Annotated in this window: 19 protein-coding genes; 11 read left to right on the forward strand and 8 right to left on the reverse strand. The window is 35.3% G+C overall.

Going from position 1 to position 21,319, the window contains the following annotated elements:
* Nucleotides 1-44 precede the first annotated feature (44 nt).
* Complete coding sequence (locus tag H0S70_RS00930) at nucleotides 45-623, reverse strand: adenylate kinase (RefSeq protein ID WP_123248209.1); 579 nt, start codon at nucleotides 621-623, stop codon at nucleotides 45-47.
* Nucleotides 624-680: 57 nt separating this feature from the next.
* A complete protein-coding gene (locus tag H0S70_RS00935) occupies nucleotides 681-1,235 on the reverse strand; it encodes a phosphoribosyltransferase (RefSeq protein ID WP_188321365.1) in 555 nt (184 codons plus the stop codon).
* Between the two features lie 160 nt (nucleotides 1,236-1,395).
* On the opposite strand from H0S70_RS00935, the gene H0S70_RS00940 reads away from it, so the two are divergent.
* The 11 genes from H0S70_RS00940 to H0S70_RS00990 all read left to right on the forward strand — a co-directional run bounded on the left by H0S70_RS00940 (nucleotide 1,396) and on the right by H0S70_RS00990 (nucleotide 12,415).
* Nucleotides 1,396-2,682: an adenylosuccinate synthase gene (locus H0S70_RS00940; RefSeq protein WP_188321366.1), complete on the forward strand. Its 1,287-nt coding sequence runs from the start codon at nucleotides 1,396-1,398 to the stop codon at nucleotides 2,680-2,682.
* Between the two features lie 206 nt (nucleotides 2,683-2,888).
* A complete protein-coding gene (locus H0S70_RS00945) occupies nucleotides 2,889-3,701 on the forward strand; it encodes an energy transducer TonB (protein WP_188321367.1) in 813 nt (270 codons plus the stop codon).
* 170 nt (nucleotides 3,702-3,871) lie between these two features.
* Nucleotides 3,872-4,645: a ParA family protein gene (locus tag H0S70_RS00950; RefSeq protein WP_123904533.1), complete on the forward strand. Its 774-nt coding sequence runs from the start codon at nucleotides 3,872-3,874 to the stop codon at nucleotides 4,643-4,645.
* Between the two features lie 39 nt (nucleotides 4,646-4,684).
* Nucleotides 4,685-5,575, forward strand: a complete 891-nt coding sequence (locus tag H0S70_RS00955) for a ParB/RepB/Spo0J family partition protein (protein ID WP_188321368.1) — start codon at nucleotides 4,685-4,687, stop codon at nucleotides 5,573-5,575.
* On the forward strand, nucleotides 5,572-6,201 hold the full coding sequence (locus H0S70_RS00960) for a DUF5683 domain-containing protein (protein ID WP_188321369.1): 630 nt from the start codon (nucleotides 5,572-5,574) through the stop codon (nucleotides 6,199-6,201). Before H0S70_RS00955 ends, H0S70_RS00960 begins: the two co-directional genes overlap by 4 nt.
* A gap of 31 nt (nucleotides 6,202-6,232) precedes the next feature.
* Nucleotides 6,233-6,934 carry a 4-hydroxy-tetrahydrodipicolinate reductase gene (gene dapB, locus H0S70_RS00965; protein ID WP_188321370.1) on the forward strand — a complete coding sequence of 234 codons (702 nt, stop codon included), beginning with the start codon at nucleotides 6,233-6,235 and terminating at the stop codon, nucleotides 6,932-6,934.
* Between the two features lie 72 nt (nucleotides 6,935-7,006).
* Nucleotides 7,007-8,659 (forward strand): signal peptidase I, encoded by a 1,653-nt coding sequence (lepB, locus tag H0S70_RS00970; protein ID WP_188321371.1) that lies wholly within the window; start codon nucleotides 7,007-7,009, stop codon nucleotides 8,657-8,659.
* Nucleotides 8,660-8,792: 133 nt separating this feature from the next.
* Nucleotides 8,793-9,404 (forward strand): WbqC family protein, encoded by a 612-nt coding sequence (locus H0S70_RS00975; protein ID WP_188321372.1) that lies wholly within the window; start codon nucleotides 8,793-8,795, stop codon nucleotides 9,402-9,404.
* A 9-nt stretch (nucleotides 9,405-9,413) separates the two neighbouring features.
* Entirely contained in the window at nucleotides 9,414-11,117 is a 1,704-nt protein-coding gene (locus H0S70_RS00980; RefSeq protein WP_188321373.1) for a S8 family serine peptidase, read from the forward strand.
* Between the two features lie 107 nt (nucleotides 11,118-11,224).
* Nucleotides 11,225-11,704, forward strand: coding sequence for a lipocalin family protein (locus H0S70_RS00985; protein WP_188321374.1), 480 nt, complete (start codon nucleotides 11,225-11,227; stop codon nucleotides 11,702-11,704).
* Nucleotides 11,705-11,722: 18 nt separating this feature from the next.
* Nucleotides 11,723-12,415: an OmpA family protein gene (locus H0S70_RS00990; RefSeq protein WP_088264310.1), complete on the forward strand. Its 693-nt coding sequence runs from the start codon at nucleotides 11,723-11,725 to the stop codon at nucleotides 12,413-12,415.
* Between the two features lie 259 nt (nucleotides 12,416-12,674).
* Here the strand turns inward: H0S70_RS00990 and H0S70_RS00995 are convergent, their stop codons facing one another.
* The 6 genes from H0S70_RS00995 to H0S70_RS01020 are packed head-to-tail and all read right to left on the reverse strand — an operon-like array spanning nucleotide 12,675 to nucleotide 21,317.
* Nucleotides 12,675-15,638 carry a DEAD/DEAH box helicase gene (locus H0S70_RS00995; RefSeq protein WP_228453757.1) on the reverse strand — a complete coding sequence of 988 codons (2,964 nt, stop codon included), beginning with the start codon at nucleotides 15,636-15,638 and terminating at the stop codon, nucleotides 12,675-12,677.
* A gap of 6 nt (nucleotides 15,639-15,644) precedes the next feature.
* A complete protein-coding gene (locus tag H0S70_RS01000) occupies nucleotides 15,645-16,688 on the reverse strand; it encodes a nucleoid-associated protein (protein WP_188321375.1) in 1,044 nt (347 codons plus the stop codon).
* 6 nt (nucleotides 16,689-16,694) lie between these two features.
* Nucleotides 16,695-18,581 (reverse strand): DUF3732 domain-containing protein, encoded by a 1,887-nt coding sequence (locus tag H0S70_RS01005; RefSeq protein WP_130867153.1) that lies wholly within the window; start codon nucleotides 18,579-18,581, stop codon nucleotides 16,695-16,697.
* Nucleotides 18,578-19,030 carry a three component ABC system middle component gene (locus H0S70_RS01010; protein ID WP_034978724.1) on the reverse strand — a complete coding sequence of 151 codons (453 nt, stop codon included), beginning with the start codon at nucleotides 19,028-19,030 and terminating at the stop codon, nucleotides 18,578-18,580. Before H0S70_RS01010 ends, H0S70_RS01005 begins: the two co-directional genes overlap by 4 nt.
* Nucleotides 19,030-20,256, reverse strand: coding sequence for a hypothetical protein (locus H0S70_RS01015; RefSeq protein ID WP_031502543.1), 1,227 nt, complete (start codon nucleotides 20,254-20,256; stop codon nucleotides 19,030-19,032). Before H0S70_RS01015 ends, H0S70_RS01010 begins: the two co-directional genes overlap by 1 nt.
* Nucleotides 20,257-20,279: 23 nt before the next feature.
* Nucleotides 20,280-21,317 carry a nucleotidyl transferase AbiEii/AbiGii toxin family protein gene (locus H0S70_RS01020; RefSeq protein ID WP_034979465.1) on the reverse strand — a complete coding sequence of 346 codons (1,038 nt, stop codon included), beginning with the start codon at nucleotides 21,315-21,317 and terminating at the stop codon, nucleotides 20,280-20,282.
* Nucleotides 21,318-21,319 lie beyond the last annotated feature (2 nt).

Genomic DNA, 21,319 nt, shown 5'->3' on the forward strand with positions numbered 1-21,319 from the left:
ATTGAGTAAAGATTTTTCTTAAAAAAACCTTTCACTGCTTTCATCTATTTTATTTTTTCTACCTCCGCGAAGAGTTTTTCGGAAATTTCATCGACGGCTCCGACTCCATTTACTTCCACATATTTGCCTTGTTTTTTGTATAATTCGGCAACTTCTGCGGTTTTCGCGTAATATTCTTTAATTCTTGCTCGGATGATATCTTCGTTGGAATCATCGGTCCTTCCGCTGGTTTCGCCTCTTTTCAGTAATCGTTCTACCAAAATTTCATCATCTACAACTAGGGAAAGGCAGATCGAAATATCATCATTCAAAATTTCTTTTACGATAGTTTCTAAAGCTTCGGCTTGGTTGGCTGTTCTTGGATATCCGTCGAAAATAAATCCGTTGGTTTCGGTTGGTTTTTTCACTTCATCTTTCAGCATTTCTGTGGTTACCTGATCGGGAACGAGTTCGCCTTTGTCGATGTATGATTTTGCCAATTGGCCAAGTTCAGTACCGTTTTTAATGTTGTAACGGAACAAATCGCCGGTAGAAATTTGCTTAAGGTTGAATTTTTTAATCAGGTTTTGCGCCTGTGTACCTTTTCCGCTTCCTGGAGGACCGAAGAGAACGATGTTTATCATTTTATTAGATTTGTATTTGAAGATTTAGATTTATTTTCTCGTCTATTTTTAAGAAAGTTATTCATTGATTCGGCCTTCTTCAAGCTGGTATAAATCTTTCAAGTTTCTGCCAAGTTCGTCGTAATCCAATCCGTAGCCTAAAACAAATTTATTCGGAATTTCTTTTCCGATATAATCCAATTTGAATTCTTTCTTGTAAACATCCGGTTTCAATAGGAATGAAGCTAATTTTACAGATTTTGGTCGCTGTGTTTCGGTGAAATATTGAAAAAGACTTTCTACAGTGTTTCCGGTATCCACGATATCTTCAACCAAAATAATGTGTCGGTCTTTGATATCTTTCGTTAATTCCATTTTTTGGTAAACAATCCCTGTCGATTTGGTTCCCGCGTAGGAACTCATTTGGATAAAAGCGATTTCGCATTTCCCTGGATAATGTTTCAGTAAATCGGAAAAAAACATGATAACTCCATTCAAAACGCCCACAAATACTGGGGTTTCGTCTTTGTAGTCTTCATAGATTTTTAGCGCGGTAGCTTTTACGATTTCTTGGATTTCTGCATCCTTTAAATAAGGAACAAAGGTTTTGTCGTGAATTTGTATAGATTCCATAGATTATTTACAATATGCAAATTTAAGGTTTTTTTAAATAATTTTTTTAAATTAAAATATTTAAACATTTTTATAAATCAAAAATGCGATTTCTTTCCTAAACCTTTGCGCAAATCTTTTATTAAATCTATTTTTGTGGAAATCTAAAAATAAAGTAAATATGTCAACTTATGTAGTGGTTGGTCTTCAGTACGGAGATGAAGGCAAAGGGAAAATCACAGATGTTTTATCGGCCAAATCGGACTATGTGGTACGCTTTCAAGGCGGCGATAATGCTGGACACACCGTGTATGTTGGTGATGAGAAATTTGTTTTGCATTTGCTTCCATCTGGTGTTTTGCAATGCAAAGGAAAATGTATTATTGCAAACGGAGTAGTGGTGAATCCAAAAGCTTTCTTGAAAGAAATCGGGCAAATTGAAGAAAAAGGCATGAAAACAGATCACGTTTTTATCAGCCGAAGAGCTCATGTGATTATGCCTTATCATATTCTCCTCGATACCTATCGCGAAGAAGAAGCGGGCGGAACCCATATTGGAACTACAAAAAAAGGAATCGGACCTTGCTACGAAGACAAAATTGCCAGAGTCGGAATCCGCATGGTGGATCTTTTGAATCCTGAGGTTTTAGCTGAAAAAATTAAGAAAAATCTTAAAATAAAAAATTCACTTTTTGAAAAATATTTTGATAAACCAACTTTGGAATTTGATGACATTTACAATGAATTCCTTGAATTAGGTCAAAAATTAAAAGACAGAATCGTCGATACAGAGGTGGAGCTAAACCAAGCGATCCGCGACGGAAAAAATATCCTTTTCGAAGGTGCACAAGCTGCAATGTTAGATATCGATTTCGGAACTTATCCTTATGTAACTTCGTCTTCGCCTACTACAGGAGGAGTTTGTTCGGGAGCTGGAGTGCCGCCAACAAGTCTTCAAAATCTTATCGGTGTAGCAAAAGCTTACACAACAAGAGTCGGCGAAGGACCTTTCCCAACGGAACTTGATAATGAATTGGGCGAAAAAATAAGACAAACGGGATTCGAATTTGGTGCGACAACCGGAAGACCAAGAAGGACCGGATGGCTCGATTTGGTTTCGCTGAAGCATGCTACGATGATCAATGGAATTAATAATCTTGTGATCACCAAACTCGACGTGCTTTCCGGAATTCCTACTTTGAAAATCGCAACACAATATAAAACCGAAGATGGGAAAATCATCGATTATTTCACTTCATCAACCACTAAACTTTATAACTACGAACCAATTTATGAAGAACTAGAAGGTTGGACAGAAGATATTACCAAAGTAAGAAGCTACGATGAATTGCCTGCAAATGCGAAAAAATACATCGAGTTTATCGAAAATTATTTAGGAATTAATGTGTATTTGGTTTCCGTAGGCCCGGAAAGAAGCCAAAATATCATTCGAAAAGAATTGTTCTAAAGTTCTTTAAACAATTATACAAAAGTTGTCGGTAATTTCCGACAGCTTTTTTTTATTTCTACTTTAAATTTTCATATTGCTATGATTTGAATAATATCAATCTAAATTAATTAAGTAATTGGCTTATAATTTGATGAATTTTTACCAGTTATCATTTATTGATATGAACTTGTAAATTGGTGTTTAATTTTAAAACTTTTTAGGTGATGAAAAATCTATTCAAATCTGATCAGAATAATCGTTTTAATGAAATATTATTCGAAAATCGTAACAAAAATTATGGTGCTTATGTGTTGAGAAATCAAGAAGGTGAGATTTTGCAAAAGTCTTTGCTGATTGGTGTTGCTTTATTTGCAGCGACGGCTTTAACGCCTTTGTTGATTAATTCGTTTTCGACAAAAACAGTGGTTACAGCTCCGATTCCATCTTCACATACTTTGAAACCTGTTGATCAAACTCCGGAAAAAACTCCCGACATTGTAAAACCAATTGTTCCGCCAAAAGTGAATACCTATGATTCCCAAATAGCGACTCCTACTAAAAATGCAAATGAACCTAAACCTTTAACCAAGCAAGAGATTGAAGATGCCGTTCCTGGAATTACTACAAGTTTGGATAATCCGCCCGTTTCGGTAGTTAGTCCGCCACAAATTGAAATTCCGATGGTGACCACTCCGGCGGTTGTTCCGCCGAAAACAGTAGACAATAATCCGGTGACAACGGTTGATGTAGAAGCAAAATTTAATGGAGGAATTGACGCTTTCAGAAATAAAGTCGTTGGGAATTTCGATACCGGGAATTTTGAAGGAAGCGGAGATTTGATGAGAACTGTTGTAACTTTTATCGTAGAAAAAGACGGAACAATATCAAACATAAAAGCTAATGGCGACAATCCTCAATTCAATAAAGATGCAGAGAAAACCATTCGAAGCATCAAAGGAAAATGGACTCCAGCAAAATTGAATGGCGAAAATGTAAGAAGTTATTTCAAATTCCCGATTTCCATGCAATTTGAGTAAAATATCCGGTAAATAAATATTCCACTCATTTATCCACAAAAACTATGCTTTTGTGGATAATTTTTTTTATCCATAAACGGCTAATTAACAATATTTTAACTTAAACAGAGTTATTAACAATCATCTAAAAATCAGAAAAAAGTGTATTTTTGAAGATTAAAATTTAAATAATGGCTAAAGTTATAGGTGTTGCAAATCAGAAAGGTGGAGTAGGAAAAACTACGACCGCAGTAAATTTAGCGGCAGCATTGGGAGTATTAGAAAAGAAAATTTTATTGATTGATGCTGATCCACAAGCGAATGCAACTTCCGGTTTGGGGATTGATGAAGCGAACTTTTCGACATACAACCTCCTGGAACACAGCGCGGATGCCGAAAAATGTATCCAAAAAACGGCTTCGCCCAATTTAGATATCATCCCTTCTCATATTGATTTGGTAGCTGCTGAAATAGAATTGGTAGATCGCGAAAACCGCGAATATATGTTGAAGGAAGCGCTAAAATCCATCAGAGATGATTACGACTATATCATCATCGATTGTGCACCAAGTTTGGGATTGATTACCATTAATGCCTTAACCGCAGCGGATTCGGTGATTATTCCCATCCAGTGCGAATATTTCGCTTTGGAAGGTTTGGGCAAACTGCTCAACACCATTAAAAATGTTCAGAAAATTCACAATAAAGAACTTGATATCGAAGGATTGCTTTTAACAATGTATGATTCCAGATTAAGACTTTCCAATCAAGTAGTGGAAGAGGTTAATTCACATTTTCCGGAAATGGTTTTCGAAACCATTATCAGCAGAAACGTGCGTTTGAGTGAAGCGCCAAGTTTTGGTGAAAGTATTTTGAATTACGATGCAGAAAGCAAAGGAGCGATTCAGTACCTTCAATTGGCCGAAGAAGTACTATTGAAAAACGATAGTTTAGTAAAGAACTAAGCCAATTTTAAGTTAAACATCAATCATCATTTATACCGAATGAAAGACAAGAAAAGAGCAATGGGACGTGGTTTGGGAGCTATTTTAAGTGCCGAATCCAAAGCTACCGTAAACTCCGCAACCGACGAAGGTGCAGATAAATTTGTAGGAAATATTGTAGAAGTGTCACTGGAGGATATTTATCCCAATGCTTCACAGCCACGGACATATTTTGATGAAAAAGCCCTGAACGATCTCGCGCAGTCCATTAAAAATTTAGGAGTAATTCAGCCGATTACGCTTCGAAAAGATGGCGATAAATTTGAAATTATTTCCGGTGAACGACGTTTTCGTGCAAGTAAAATCGCAGGTTTAGATACTATTCCAGCTTATATTCGATTGGTTAATGATCAGGAGTTGCTCGAAATGGCTTTGGTAGAAAATATTCAGCGTGAAGATCTGGATGCCATTGAGATCGCCCTTACTTATCAGCGTTTACTGGAAGAAATCGGGATGACGCAGGAAAATCTGAGCCAACGAGTAGGAAAGGAAAGAAGTACCATTACCAACTCGATTCGTTTGTTGAGATTGGATCCGGATGTTCAGAATTCTATTCGAAGTGGGGAAATTTCTGCAGGTCATGGTAGAGCGATTATCAGTTTGGATGATCCACAGAAACAGCAGGAGCTTTTCAATAGAATCATTAAAAATAATTTAAGTGTAAGACAAGCTGAGCAGGAATCTAATTTGTTGAAAAATCCTGTTACCGCGGAGAAAAAACCAAAAGCTCCGGTTACGAATCAGTTTAAGAAAGCAGAGAAAAATCTCGCTGATATCTTAGATGTAAAAGTTGAAATAAAAACTTCCGCCAACGGAAAAAAAGGAAAAATTGTTCTCGATTTCAAAAACGAAGAAGAGCTCGAAAATATCCTTTCACACTTTAATAAATGAAAAAAATTACCCTAATTTTCATGCTGTTGTTTTCCCTGAAAGTTTTCGCACAAGTCAGTCCGAAAGATACGATTCGTGTTGAAAATTATCCTACGGATTCCATTTCTACCAAAACTTCAAAATCAGATGTTCAGGTGTTCGCCGATATTCAGGAAGCCAATGCAGTAACCCAAACGATGAAATATAATCCTACAAAAGCCGGGCTTTACTCTGCGGTTTTGCCTGGTTTAGGACAGTATTACAACAAAAAATACTGGAAAATCCCAATCGTTTGGGGCGGAATCGGAACCGGTGTCGGAATTGTTCTTTGGAACCAAAAACAATATACCAGATATCGCGATGCTTTTATCGCTCAGCTAAACGGACAAACTCATGAATTTTCGGATATTCCGGGAATTACGGCGGATGCTTTGGGAAGAGTTCAGGATCGTGCAAAGCGACAACGGGATTATGCAATCGCGGTGACTGGCTTGGTGTATGTTCTGAATATTGTCGATGCAGTAGTTGATGCGCACTTGTATGAAGGCCGAAAAGATCCGGATTTGGCTTTGAAACCCACCGTGATTTATGATGAATTTGGTCAGCAAAATTCTAAAGCGGGATTAAGTTTAAGTTATAATTTTTAAAGAAAAGAAGCGCTTTGACGCAAAATATATTATGAAAATAGCGATTGTTGGATACGGAAAAATGGGCAAAATCATTGCCGATATTGCCGAAAAAAGAGGTCATGAAATTGTGGCAAGATTAACAGAAACTCCCACAAAGGAAAATCTGAATAATCCGGATGTTGCGATAGAATTTACCAATCCTGAAGTGGCTTTCAATAATATTAAAAGTTGCCTTGAAAACAAAGTTCCTGTGATTTGCGGAACTACCGGTTGGCTCGATCAGAAACCTGAAATTGAGAAAATTGCTTCCGAAAATAATACGGCTTTCTTATATGGTTCCAATTTCAGTTTGGGTGTGAACTTGTTCTTTGCTTTAAATGAAAAGCTTTCAGATTTAATGAAAAACTTCAAGGAATACCATGTTCAGCTGGAAGAAATTCATCACACTCATAAAAAAGATGCACCGAGTGGAACCGCAATTTCTTTGGCAGAAGGAATTATTAAAAATGATCAAAGATTTGATGCTTGGAAACTCGATGAAACCAAAGAAAACCAACTGGGAATTGTTGCGATACGAGAAGATGAGGTTCCGGGAACTCACAGCGTTTTCTATAGAAGCGAAGTAGACGAAATTGAAATTAAACATACCGCTTTCAGCCGAGACGGATTTGCGTTGGGAGCCGTAATTGCTGCGGAATGGATTCAAGGAAAAACCGGAAACTTCTCTATGAAAGATGTTCTGGGATTGTAACAAATTCTGCTATTAATAAACTAATGAAAAACTGCTCTAGAAAACAATCCTAAAGCAAAAAGCCAAAAAATTATGAATTATTTTCTTACTTATACTGTCTATGTTCTCATTCTTTCCGTATTGATGGGGATTTCTACATGGAAGCTTTTCAAAAAAATGGGCTACAATCCGCTTTTGGCTTTTGTCCCTTTTTATAATTATTTTATCATTCAGAAAGAAACCAAGCACCCTAAATGGTGGGTTGCGATGGCCTATCTTCCAATTGTAGGACCGATTATGATGACGGTTTTTCATTTATTTTTAATGAAACATTTCGGGAAAAGTTCTTTCACCCAGAAATTGCTTACTGTAGTTCTTCCTTTTATTTATATGGCTTTTGTGAATTATTCGAAAGATGCAGAAGTTGAAGCAAAGGACGAACTTTATTTAACCGAAGAAGAAAAAAATGAGAAAAAGAAAGAATCTTTCGTGGGTTCTGTTACTTTCGCAGTAGTTTTCGCAACCATTGTTCATGTTTTTATTACGCAACCTTTTGGAATTCCTACGGGATCTATGGAAAGAACATTGCTTGTCGGAGATTTCTTGTTTGTTAATAAATGGAGTTACGGTTACCGAATGCCGATGCGTCCATTAGCAATTCCGTTTTTGCAGGGAACTATCATGGATACTGGTGAAAAAGGAAACCCGAAAGACGATCCGAAATCCTATGTTGACGCAGTAAAATTACCTTATTCCAGAATTTTCCAGTTCAGCAAACCTAAAAAAAACGATATCGTAGTATTCAATTATCCTCGAGATTCTGTTCATACAGCGATTGATAGAAAAGATTCCTATGTAAAACGTTGCGTTGCTGTTGCGGGAGATGTTATCGAAATGAAAGCGGGAAGACTTTTCGTGAACGGAAAACCCGAAACAATTTTAGGCGACCAACAAATACAGCATAAATTCATCGCGACTACAGGAAGCCAACTCGATATTCCTGCATTATACAGACAATATGGTTTTCTTCCAGTGCAGGAAATTCAAACCGAAACCGGCTACCTTTATGATTTTCAGGGATTAACGGATCAAACCGCCAAAGAAATTAAGCAGCTGCCACAAATTATCGAATTGAAAGAACATATTTGGCCAAAAGATTCCGCAGCGGTTTCCTATAAAGTGAATGCTGCAAGAGATGCTTATACCAAGAATATCGACACCACACAATCAATTTTCCCGATCAACAAAAAATGGAACCAGGATTGGTATGGCCCTTTGAAAATTCCTAAAAAAGGCGATGTCGTAACTTTAAATCAAGAAACTTTACCGGAATATCAGTGGATAATCTCCGAGTATGAGCATAACAAACTAGAAAATAAAAACGGAAAAATCTTTGTGAACGGTAAAGAAACATCGCAATACACGATTCAGCAAGATTATTATATGATGATTGGTGACAACCGCGATGCGTCCTTGGATGCGCGATTTTTCGGTTTCGTTCCCGAAGAAAATATCGTTGGAAGCCCGATGTTTACGTGGATGAGTGTGGAAGGATTGTTTGCAGATAAAAGTTCATCCTATCAACCAGAAGGTAAAAAAATCCGCTGGGACAGAATGTTCAAAGCGACCAACACCGGTGAAGCCAACAAAACTTCCTATTGGTGGGTTGCCGTGATTATTCTTGCGCTGTTTTTCGGTTGGGATTATTTCGCGAAACTCTTTAAGAAAAAAGAAAAGGTGGATTAATTTTCCTCTTTTTTTTGGGAGCTGATTCCCGCTTTCCGCTGTATCTTTTTCTTTTTTCTAAGAAAAAAAGAAAAAGGATGCCGCTGCAATCGGGGCTATTGGTTTTGTTAACCTATTTTATGTACGATCCAGAATGAAAGTTTTATTGCCCTTATTTTACTTACCTCCCATTTCTTGGTTTTCTGTCTTTTTGCAGCACGACGCCGAAGTTACGCTCGAGCAATTCGAAAATTTTCCGAAACAAACCTACCGAAACAGAACCGTAATTTACGGGGCAAACGGAAAATTGGCTTTGATTATTCCGGTTTTGCATAACGGAAAAAAAACAATCAATGAAATTGAAGTTTCGCAAAGGGAAAATTGGCAAAAACTCCACTGGAAATCAATTAAGAACGCTTACCAAAGTTCACCTTATTTTGAGTTTTATGAAGATCAATTAGCGCAGATTTTCACTTTCGAAACGCAATCTTTATTTCAATTTAATTTGAATGCGCTACAAATTATCCAAAAAATTCTTAAAACAGAAAAGGCATATTCTTTGAATGAAGAGTTCACGAAAACTCCGGCTGAGGTGGATTTTAGAAATAAGTTTTCTGCCAAAAAAGAATCGGAATTTGAAATGGAAGAATATTATCAAACCTTTTCCGACAAGCTTGGCTTCGAAAAAGATATCTCCATTTTGGATTTGATCTGTAACAAAGGACCGGAAAGTTTGACCTATTTAAGAAATGTTCAGTCAAAATAATATTTAATTATGAAAAGAATTATTATTGCAGCCTGCTTTTTGACAGGTTTTGCATCTTTTGCTCAGAATACTGCTACTTTGGATCCGATGCAGGATAAAGATTTAATGACTTGGTATCACAAAGATTTTTCTTCATCCAATGTATACGGTGTTAATACCGAAAATGCTTATAAATATTTGGAATCAAAAGGCTTGAAACCAAAAACTGTGGTTGTAGGCGTTTTAGATAGCGGTGTAGAAGTGGATCATCCGGGATTGGTAAAAAACATGTGGAAAAACCCAAATGAAGTTCCAAATAACGGTAAAGATGATGATAATAACGGTTATATCGATGATATCTATGGTTGGAACTTTATCGGTGGTAAAAATGGTGATATCGACATAGATAATATGGAAGTAACCCGCGTGGTGAAAAAATATCAACCAGTATTTGAAGGTGAAAATTCGTCGACCAATAAAGCAAATCAAGCGAAAATGCCGGAAGAATTTGCAATGTACATGAAAGCCAAAGAAATTTTTACCAAAAAAAGCGTTGAAGCAAAACAAGGTTATGAAACTTACTCCAGAATTCAGAAAATGATTCCGAGTATGGTTGCTTTACTTAATGGTAAAAACTTAACTCCAGAAGCTGTTTCCGCGATAAAACCTTCTACTCAGGAACAAGCGATGGCGGTTTCTGTTTTGGGACAAATTGCTCAAGATCCTGCTGTTAAAGGAAAAAGTCCTGCGGAAGTTCAGAAATATTTGGATGCTCAAATGAAAGAAGCTTTGGATTATTATGGTCCACAAGCGACTAAACAATATAATTTGGATTTCGATCCAAGAGCGGAAATCGTTGGTGATAACTACGACGATTATTCGGAAAGAAAATACGGAAATAACCACTACGAAGGTCCCGATGCAAAACACGGAACCCACGTTGCCGGAATTATTGCCGGACTTCCGCAAGGCAAAGAGATTCAGCACGGTGTAGGTTATAAAGTTGCAAAAATAATGACCGTAAGAGCCGTTCCGAATGGTGATGAGCGTGATAAAGATGTTGCCAACGCTATAAGATACGCAGTAGACAACGGAGCGAAAATCCTGAATATGAGTTTCGGTAAACCTGTTTCTCCAGGTAAAGCTGCGGTTTGGGATGCCTTCAAATATGCACAAGATAAAGGTGTTTTATTAGTAAAAGCTGCCGGAAACGAGAATGAAAACATTGCGGAAAACGTTTATTATCCTACCAATTTTAAAGATGTAAACGATGCAAAACCATTCATCAACAACATGATTGTTGTAGGTGCATCAACGAACGATAATGAGTTTTTGAGAGCAGATTTCTCCAATTACAACCAAAAAATGGTGAATGTTTTCGCGCCAGGCGAGAAAATTTATTCTACCGTACCAGATGGTAAATACGAATATCTGCAAGGAACTTCAATGGCTTCGCCGGTGGTAGCAGGTGCTGCATCTGTTTTGTTGGCGTACATGCCGAATTTGAAACCGGAACAAATCATCGAATCTTTGGTGAAAACATCTAACAAATCTTCGGTCAACGCAATGATTAATTCGAATACGAACAATAGATTTGATTTAATTTCTGAAGCGGGTGGCGTAATCGATGTGCGTAAAGCTGCCGAATATGCCTATACCAACTTCTACAAAGCAACGCCAACAAAATCAACAGTTGCGAAAAAGCCTATTAAAAAACGTGTGAAAAGTAAATAAATTTTCAGCACAATATCAAAAAGCCCGATGTTTTTCGGGCTTTTTTTATTTAAATTTTTGAACTTGGCACGGTTTTTAGTTATTTGATTTTAAATAATTTTATTACTATGAAAAATTTACTATTGGTCGGAATCATTGGAGCTGCATTCACAGTTTCTTGTTCCACCGCAAAAACAGCTCAATCAAATAAAAGCGAATTCCTAAAATTGAAAGGCGACTGGGAAATTACCAGCGTTGATTACAACAAGGATTTCAAAGTAAGACCTTTCGACGAAGGTGCTGATGCGCAATGTTTCGTTGGAAGTCACTGGAGACTCATCCCGAATAACTATAGCGGTTCTTATACTTTGAACGGTGGTGGTGCTTGTCCAAGTGTTATTCAGCCAATTAAATTTGAAGTAGTGAACGGAAACGAATTCAAGTTCAAAAAATTATTAGAAGGATCAAAAGCGAAAGCCGTAACCCAAGGTTACTCTTTAAATTTGATTAGCCAAACTACTGATGGTTTTAGCTTAGAGCAAAACATTCCTTCCAATGGTGAAAATGTAAGAATCGTATATAACTTTGCCAGAACAGGCATGAAATAACCTTATAAATTTTTAATTATGAATATTTTTAATAAAACCAATATTGCAGCTTTATTCATTTCATCCTCATTGGTGTTAACGAGTTGTGAATCAGTTCAAAACGCAAATAACCAACAAAAAGGAACCGTAATTGGTACCGCTGCTGGTGCAGTAATTGGAGGTGTTTTAGGAAACAACATCGGTAAAGGTAAAAATGCTCCTGCTGGTGCAGTTCTTGGTGGAATCGTTGGTGGTGTTGCCGGTAACGTTATCGGTAGAAACATGGATAAACAAGCGAAAGAAATCAAGGAAACTTTACCAGGTGCTGAAGTAGAAAGAGTGGGTGAAGGAATTAAAGTTACCATGAAAGAAAATATGGTTAACTTCGGATTCGATTCTTCTAATTTGACTTCCGCGGCGATGGCAAACCTTGATAAATTGGCTGAAGTGTTGAAAAACAATCCTGATACCAACATCAATATCTATGGACATACCGACAGCAAAGGTACTGACGAGTACAACCTTTCTCTTTCCGATAGAAGAGCGGCAGCTGTGAAAGCCTATTTAGTTTCTAAAGGAATTGCTTCCAGCAGAATACATACCATGGGAGTTGGTGAAAAAGAACCAATTGCAAGCAATGATACTGAAGCAGGTAGAGCTCAAAACAGAAGAGTAGAGTTCGCAATTACTGCAAATGAGAATATGATCAAAGACGCTCAAAACGCTCAATAAGACCAAATCATTTTTATTATATTTAAGTCCGCTTAGGCGGATTTTTTTATTTTAAAGTTTTCAGGAAAAAGCTGTTTCAGTTGAATAATAAGCTTTTATAGAGATAATCAAAGAAGTCAGGTAACGATTTAGTAACGGTTCTTATTGCTTTGCTTTTCGACACCTTTCCGTTAGCTCATAGCAAATATACAAAATGATATTGTACCATAAATATCGATGCTTAAATTATTGAAAAATACAAATAGAGATTAACGATTTCTTACATCAACCGTTCTTCCAATTGTCCTTTCCAAATCGTAAACCCTTTATTGTCATTAGAATAATCGTGGACAATTCTTGAAAAATTTGATGGATTGGTTTCTAAATAGGCTTGTCTTCCTTTTTCTCTGATGATGTTCAATTCTTTATCAATTTGTTTTATGGTGTCAATCAAAACTGATTTGCTTTTTTCTGTATGCCAGATATAGGTTGCTTCTTCGGTGTCTAAAGTTTCTAAAATGATGTGGTAGTTTTGTTCTCCTTCCAACAGAAAGACGAATGAAAACGGCTGTAAAACAAACCGTAATTTCATTACATTTCGTTCGTGTCTTTCAGCCAAAAACTGAATGTGCCGTGAATGTTTATATTGCTTCCCTTTCAGTAAGTCTTCCAAAACATTTTCGGCATTGGTATAGATATTTTGATTTTTCGGCAATTCATTCGTTGTGAGCATATTTTGTTTTGAAGTCGGAATTTGACCGATAAAACTCTTGTTCAGAAACTGAAACTTTACACTTTCAACGATTTCTTTATTGATGCTTTCAATGTTGGATGATGTTGCTAATTGCGATAAAGTCACTCCATTTTCAATTTCGGCATAAATATCAATCATAACGGATTTTGATTTCAAAACCTTGATGAAATAAGGTTTCAACACTTCAAATTCAGGTCTGAACTCTTCGTTTTCGATTTCAAAATCAAACCGTTGATTACTTTCTTTATCAATGTATTCAAAGCCAACATTGCCGTATCTGAAATCCAAATCTTCAATCGCTATTTTGATTTGCTTTTCGATAACTATACTTTGTCTCTCGGGAGTAAATTCGGTTGGTTCATCAAATAGACTTGCTTGTTTGGCTATTTGACGATAATACGTGTTCCGTTTTAAAAACAACTTGTTCAGGTAGTCAATTTTGATATCCCGATAATCATAAATAGTTGGGTTGATTTCCGAACGTTGTACTCGACCAATGTATTGAATTAGTTTACCCTTAAAAGAAAACGGATATACCAAAAACAGAGAACTAATATTTGACAAATCCGAGCCTTCACCAAAGTATTGTCCTGTGGTAATCAGTATCTGAAAATTACCTTGCTGTAAAGTTTGCCATTTGGATTTTCTGTTGCTTTCAGTGTCATCTCCACTTAACGTAATGACTTCGTAAGATTGTTTCAGAAAAAGGTAAAGTGTATCAATATGTTCTTTTCTTTCTGTAATAATGGTAATTCTTTTTCCTTTGGAAAGTTCGTTTTTGATGTCGTTCAGGATGAGCTTGTTTCGTTCTGAATCGTGAACCAAAATCTTTGAAAGCGTTTCAAAATTATCCGTTTTAGAACTGAAAGGAACATCCAAATCTGTATTCCTTACAATGATTTGGGCGTGTTTGAAATTTTCAATTTCGTTGTTAGCAATCTCCGAAATTATATCTCCAATAAAAGCAAAAATCAGTTTGTCGTCATTGTATTTTCGGAAAGGAGTTGCCGTCAATCCATACAGATAAAAGGTTTCTAATTTCTCAATGGTATTGCGAAATGTTTCGGCAGGAATATGATGACATTCGTCTACCAAGATAGTTCCGAATTGATTTTGGATTTGCTCAATTTGCTTCGGCAGACTTTGAATAGTTGCAATTGTAATCTGCTCTCCAATCTTCACTTTTCCCTGTCCGATGATGCCGATTTCGTGTTTTGAAATTCCAAGAAATGCCTGAACACGTTCCTGCCATTGTTCCAACAATTGTTTGCGATGCACAACGATTAGTGCAGGTTGTTTTTTATCAGCAATAACCTTTAAACCAACAATCGTTTTACCTGAACCTGGCAGAGCAACGATAACTCCAAAATCTTTTTTTGAAATCGCTTCAATAACTTTTTCTTGATGACTTCGTAGATTAGCATTGAACGAATATGAGATTTCTTCTTTTAGTTTTCGGTTGTCTTGAAAATCAAAATCCAAGTTTTGTTCTTTGCAAAATCGCAAAAGTTTACCAATAAAGCCTCGTGGAATGATGACTTCATTTTCCGCTTCTTCCACGAGTTTAAAATAACGTTCTGTCCCAAAAGTATTTTTACCCGATTTCTTCTTGATGAAAAATTCCGAATTGGCAAAGTTCAGTTCTTCTTTCAAAAAATTGACGAGTGGTATTGTTAATCCATCTCGTTGAATTCGGATGTTTTGTTGAAGTGTAATGGATAGTTTGCCATTATGGTTTTTAGGAATTGGAAGATTTTGCATTGTTAAAACTTCCGGATGCAAATTGTCCAATACACCAATCGAAACCCTTTCAATTTCATTCAAGAATTGCCATTGGTTGGGATAAGGCTCAAAAGTTTCAGAGTTAATAAAGCAACTGTTTCCATTCTCCATTGCAGGTTTGAAAAACGGCAAAGCAATTAGATTGCCCAAACCTTTTCCCGAAAGAAAATCCTGATTAGGAAACAATCTGTCGAAACTTGAGCTTTTGTCAAACATTGAAAATGCTCCTGATTGTTCCAAAATAGAAATGAAAACTTTTCTGCTTCTGACAGACGGATAAGGTTTGTCAAAAAATATCCAAACGTGTCCGCCATTTCCCGAGCGGGAACGCTCCAAATAAGCAGGAATGTCTTTCTCCTTGCAAGCGTTTAAGAAACTTACGGCTTCTTCTTTCCAATTTTGTTTGTCAAAATCAGCCACCAAAAACCAAGAGGTATTGTCTTTAAATAAGGGATAAATACCAATTTGCTGTACACCGTTTAAGTGTTTTTGAATTTCATTATCAATAAGTGGCAGGTACGTTTTGTGTGGATAATTTGCAAACGTTCCGCCATTCCTCTTATGAACCTGATAATGGTATGGATCATATTGACAGGAAGGCATATATCCCGATTTTCCTGATTTCTCCCAACGAACGGCAAACACGTCTTCTCTGCCTTTGAAGAGGGAGCGGAAAATATCTATGTTATTGGAAGTAAACTCATTCATTTAATCTTAATTCTCTTCTTCGTAATAGATTTTGTAATATTTTCTTCCATTTTCATCAACGCCTTGTTCTATCATTTCTCGGTTTCCGTGAATATAGATATGGAAGTTTTTATCAAGTTTAAGTACATTTTTGAAGACACGTGCCTGTTTTTTTACAGCTTGGGCTGATATTTCAAAGCTGTCAGCAAGCTCCACTTCATTTTCTTGTCGATAAGTCTGGTCAAATTTTCTAAATGACTCTATAACATTACTATCTCCAAAAACTTCTTCTTCAAATTCTTGTTTGTCAAATGTTTCATTCTTTTTGAAATAATCAACAGAACGATTTAAAAAATCTATCTTGTCGGCTTTGCTTACGTCAAAATCCTCATCCAATTGTTTTGTGACAAATTGCTTTGTAATCCCTAAGAATTCGTTTGTTTGATGATATTCATTTCTTTGTGGTTTAACACTTAAAAATTCATCTTTCCAATATTGAGCTTCTATGTTTTTGTTCGTATTATCTACAAGAGCAACTAAATACCCTTTCTCTTTTTCTAAGTTAAAAATAAGACAGCCTTTATCTAACTTATGTATGTTTATTCCGCTCACATCGGACAATCCATAACTTGTTTTTTTATCTTCAATTTTTAAGACCGTTTCTTTATTCTCCGATTTGAAAATTCCAATACAATCCGTTACCTCATCATCAATGGAGCTATCATTCATATAGAACACACATAATTCTCCTGATTTAATTTGAGGATGCGTACTTTTATCATAGAGATATCTACCCACATTTTTAGAGTGCTCTATAAAATTTTCATATTCTGTGTCACTAAAAATCGAGCTAACGAAAGAGTATACAGGATTCAAATCCAGATGAGGAAGAAAGTGAAATTGGTATAGTTCATCGAACTTAAAATTACTGACAATTAGCTTATTGATTATTTCTTCAACACTTTCAAAGTTCGTCATTTCATCAGAAAACCTTACCCCATCAGCACTACCTTTATTACCAATGTTATGGATAATTAATTTATTTAATTTACCTAAGTTAATTTTTTGCATAAATTTTTAGTTATTGCCGTATATTTCTTTTGGAATAAGCCCTTTGCCATTTATAAATTCATCGACAGTATGGAAGTGCGACAAGTTATTGTTTATCCAATAATCTTTAGAAGCGTGTTCTACCATAAATATTTGAAAATGATTGTTTTTTTCTTTTACAATGAACTCAATAAATGAGTTTAGTAGCGTAAAAGCATCTATTAGTTTTGACCTATCGTCATTTCCTTGCATTTCATCACTCCCTGCGTAATATGGAATACTTGGTTGGTCAATAAATAGGAATTGAGGTACATGTTCTGGATTTACATTTATTAGATGCTCGTGTAAACCCAAATAAACGCATAGGTGCATAAACATATAGTTGGATTTACTGCCAACATTATCTAAAGGAAACAATTGACCTTCGGGATATAGTTGTAAAATCATTTTGTCAGAATTAAAATCAAGCCTGCTATTTGTGTATGCTGGTAAAGATTTTAATTGATTAAAATTGCGTTGAATACTTTTGTTTAGTTCGGTTTTTAGATTGAACTCTATTTGTTTTGTATCAGTAGGTACTTTAGCCAAGTCCTTACTTTCTTCTGTTAATATATTCAACCTTATATTATCAATAGGTTTTCCTAACTCCAATTTTAAAAGTTGCTCTAATGCGAGTTTTATTTCTCCTAATACAATGAATTTTTGAACTTCTGTCTGACTTTCAGCCAAATAATTCTTCTTTATTTCATTCAGTTTAGAAATTTTATTTTCAATTTCTTTTAATTGTCTATTCAATTCTTTTGCATCGCCAGTAACCTTTATCGGTTCGATAATTTTCTTGGATAGATTTTCTTTGATGCTTTTCAAGGAAGATTCTAAGGACTCTACAAATGCTTTTGTTTCGTATGAATCTACTAATTGGTCAGATAGTTTTTCATTTAGAAATTCTATCGGCTGTAAACTGTCAGCGGATTTATTCAAATTCCTTTTGTATGCTTCATATTCTTTTTGATATTGACTTATAGCATCAATCTGACTGCGTATTGCAATTCTTCTTTTGTTTAGCTCGTCTAATTCTCCAAACAGATTTGAATTTTGTGCTACTTTTTGAGTATTTGTTATTACGTCCTGAATGATTGGAATTGCGGTATCAACCGTTTCAAAGGGTTCAGAATATTCTATAAAGTTATACTTCTTACATTTTTCAAACAAAACCTGAATCTCATTCTCAAAATTTTTGACTTTTCCTTGATTGTCCTTTTCTTGATTTTGTATCTTTCTTATTTCTCTTTTAACTTCTTTTAGTCGTTCAGAAGCCTTGATTTTTGCCATATCATTAACACCGATTACCAAGTTGAAAATATGATTGAGTGCTTTATCATATTCTTCTTTTCCGTAAAAAGTTGTATCGAAGTATGTTTCCTGTGCTCCAATGATGTTTTCGGTTAAAGAGTTGAAAATCAAAAAATGGCGATAAGAAAGATTGAGAGAAGTCCCACCTAACTCTTTGCCATAAGGAAATCTTAATGTATCTGTAATGCCAAATTCACTATCTAATATTGATTTAATTTCTGCAATTTCTTTGTTGCTTTCAGGATAATCAGGGAAAGAACCTAAATTAAAAAACACTTCCGAAGATACCGCACCTTTATCAGGTGTTTTTCGCACAATGGATATTTGTTTGTCATTGATAGAAAAACGTATCCCAAACCATAAAACTTTGTCGTTTATTGTATTTGCGATATTTACTTTTCCCGATAAAAGGCAATAATCTATAATATTCCAAAAACTGGTTTTTCCAGTGTTTGAGCCACCTGTAATAACATTGACTTTATCAGGTAAAAACTGGTAATTTTTAGGTTCGGCATCAGCATCTTTAAACCATAGCTTTATTTCGTGAAGTACAAATTTCATAGTTGAATTTTTAAAACTTTATACAGTTTTGACGTTGTGTATTTTTCAAGCATATCTATAAAATCAGGGATAACACTTTCTATTTTAGAAAATCGACCTCCTAAATTCGCATTGTCAAATGTGAATGTTTCGGTTCTTACAATCTCACTTCCGATAATGATTTGATTGCTTTTACTTAAAATCATCAAGGCATTAATGGTTATTGGTAATAATGACACATATCGCTTATTGAAAGAAACAAATAATCGAGGTTGGTCTTTGACGAGTTGTTCTATGCTCAAATTTTGCCCTTGAGTTTTTGCTAAATAATTTACTGTTCGGTCGTCTAATAGAAATGGTAAAATCAGACACGAACGAGCAACATCCAATTTATCAACCTTGTTCAGTACAGATAAAAGAATGCAACTCGCAATAGCTTCATTGTTATATGTGTAATAAATTTCTTTCATTATTCTTTATACTTGTTTTGCCAATCAAAGTGCCAACCAATTTCTAACTTGTTTGACAGTAAATAGTAATGTCCATTTGTAAAATCTACACCCAATGGTAAATAATCTCCAATTGATAAATCAAGCCTGCGGATATATTCAACAAGTCCAATACTTAAATCTTTTATTTCACTTTCCAAACTTTCTATTGTTGTTCCCGAACTTATTTTTCGTTCAATTTGCCGATACTTTCCTTTAAATTCATTATCCCATCTACTTATACTATCTTTCTTAAAATCCTCCGCTTCTGAAAACAGTATAAAATTCTCTTCATCAGACCAATATGTATAATGTCGAAGAAATTTAAGCATCAATGTTGTGTATTTTATCACGTCTTGTGAACCTGCTTGAATCTCGCCAACATCAAGTAATTGTTTTATGAAAATTTGCTCTTCTGGATTTTCGGGAAGAAGAATAGGGAAATTTCGAGTAGGAAGTTTTTGTACTCCCGTAGATACTTTAAAACATTTTCCAAATTTTTTATTGAAATCATCAAAGGTAATTTCAAACTTCTGTCCTGACTTTATTTCCAAATATTTTGACAATTGTAAGTTTGAGTATAGACTATCATATATTGTTTCAACAATATGATTTTCTCTGTAAAGTTCAAGTAGCTTATTTTTAATGCGTTTTATTATTTCATCAACACCTGTTTCAATTGAAATTTTTGAAAGAAAAGATGACAATTTTGTCTTATCAAGAGAAATTAAGTTTTCAATGTATTTTTGTAAAGTTTCATCTTTTGTTTTCGTCTTTATATCGTTTAGTTTTGCCAATATATTATCAATATCTTCGTCAATCTTAAATTGATGAAGGGCGTTAATGAATTGATTGCTATTTTCATTTTTGTTAGTTGCCAGTACAAAAGAGTGTTTATTGAGATAATTCTCTTTGCCTTTTTTGATGAAATTAGTCCAATTACTTAATGTTTTCCAAAGGTCACTATCCAATGTTGTCAAATTTTGGATAGCCCCATTACTACTTGTTAAAACACTATGTTTTGTTTGGAATAAAATGGTTGTTCCATCTGCTTTATCGATATGTACGTCATCTTTCACTTCAAAACCGACTTTCTGTCCGTGTCGGAGTTCAAGAGCTAATAACATAAAATAATAGAATTGATAATCAAATCCTATTGCTTGTGCTCCAGCCGTATGTTGTTCCTGTATGGATTTTGTTTCGTCCATATTAATCTATTTATATCCTTACACTATTTCAAACTCTTATACCAATAGAAAAATGCTTCCGGATTGGTCTTTTTTAACTTGTTCAATTTGTTGTACGTTTGGTCTTCAATCAGCCAATCCTTAATCTCCAATGGATTTTTAAACCGTTCTATTTCCTGATTTTCTTTATTCAGTAATGAAGTCAGATAGGCAACTTTAGATGAAGCTGTTATGGCTTCTTCGATTGAAAAACGGTCAATAATGAAATTCGTGAAGTTCTTAATACCCAACTGCAAGTGTTTGAACTCATCAGACTTCATATCTCTTTCTGCTAAGGTATAACAAGCATTCCAAGTGTCTTTCAATACCTCGCCAGCATCAATACTTAACTTTCGATAGCCGATTTCCTCCTGTACCACTCTCGAATAACTTTCTTTTACTACGTTAAGGTCTGATATTTGGTCAAACAAAAAACCAATATCATATAACTGTTTAATGATTTCGACAGGACGATTTTTTGAGTATAATATGCCTGTGGTTTTTGGAGCAAATGCAGTAAGCTTATCTCCTAAAATAGCCTCAAACGTTGGCAGTACAACCGTAGTATCTTTGCCCGATGTTGCCAACCAACTGTGATTTATCAGATATTCTTTAGTTTCAGGGTATGGATTGGGAGTGTATAATAAATCTAATAGTATCGGTTCTTCATGACCATCTACCACACTTTTGTAAAACATCTTGAAATGTCCAATGGGTGCGTCAGGCGTATGTTTTCGGTCGTTATCATCTTCCCAACGGATAAACATTTCCAATTGGCTTATCTTCGCTAAAATCTCCTTGATTTTATCCTCTGATTCTTCTGTAATGATGTCAATATCTATCGAAAACCTCTTAGGCGTTTCCGTTGCTAAAAGCAGAGCCGTTCCGCCTTTAAACACAAAATTTAGATTATTCAATTGCAATTGCTCCAAAAGTGTTAAAGCATATATTACTTTTTCAATCAGTTTTGGGTCAATGCGTTTCCCCAACTTATTTCGTAAGTCGGTGATCCATTCAATAATATATGACTTTGTGTCTATCATAA

It is taken from the genome of Chryseobacterium manosquense (assembly GCF_014623485.1).
Lineage (GTDB): Bacteria > Bacteroidota > Bacteroidia > Flavobacteriales > Weeksellaceae > Kaistella > Kaistella haifensis.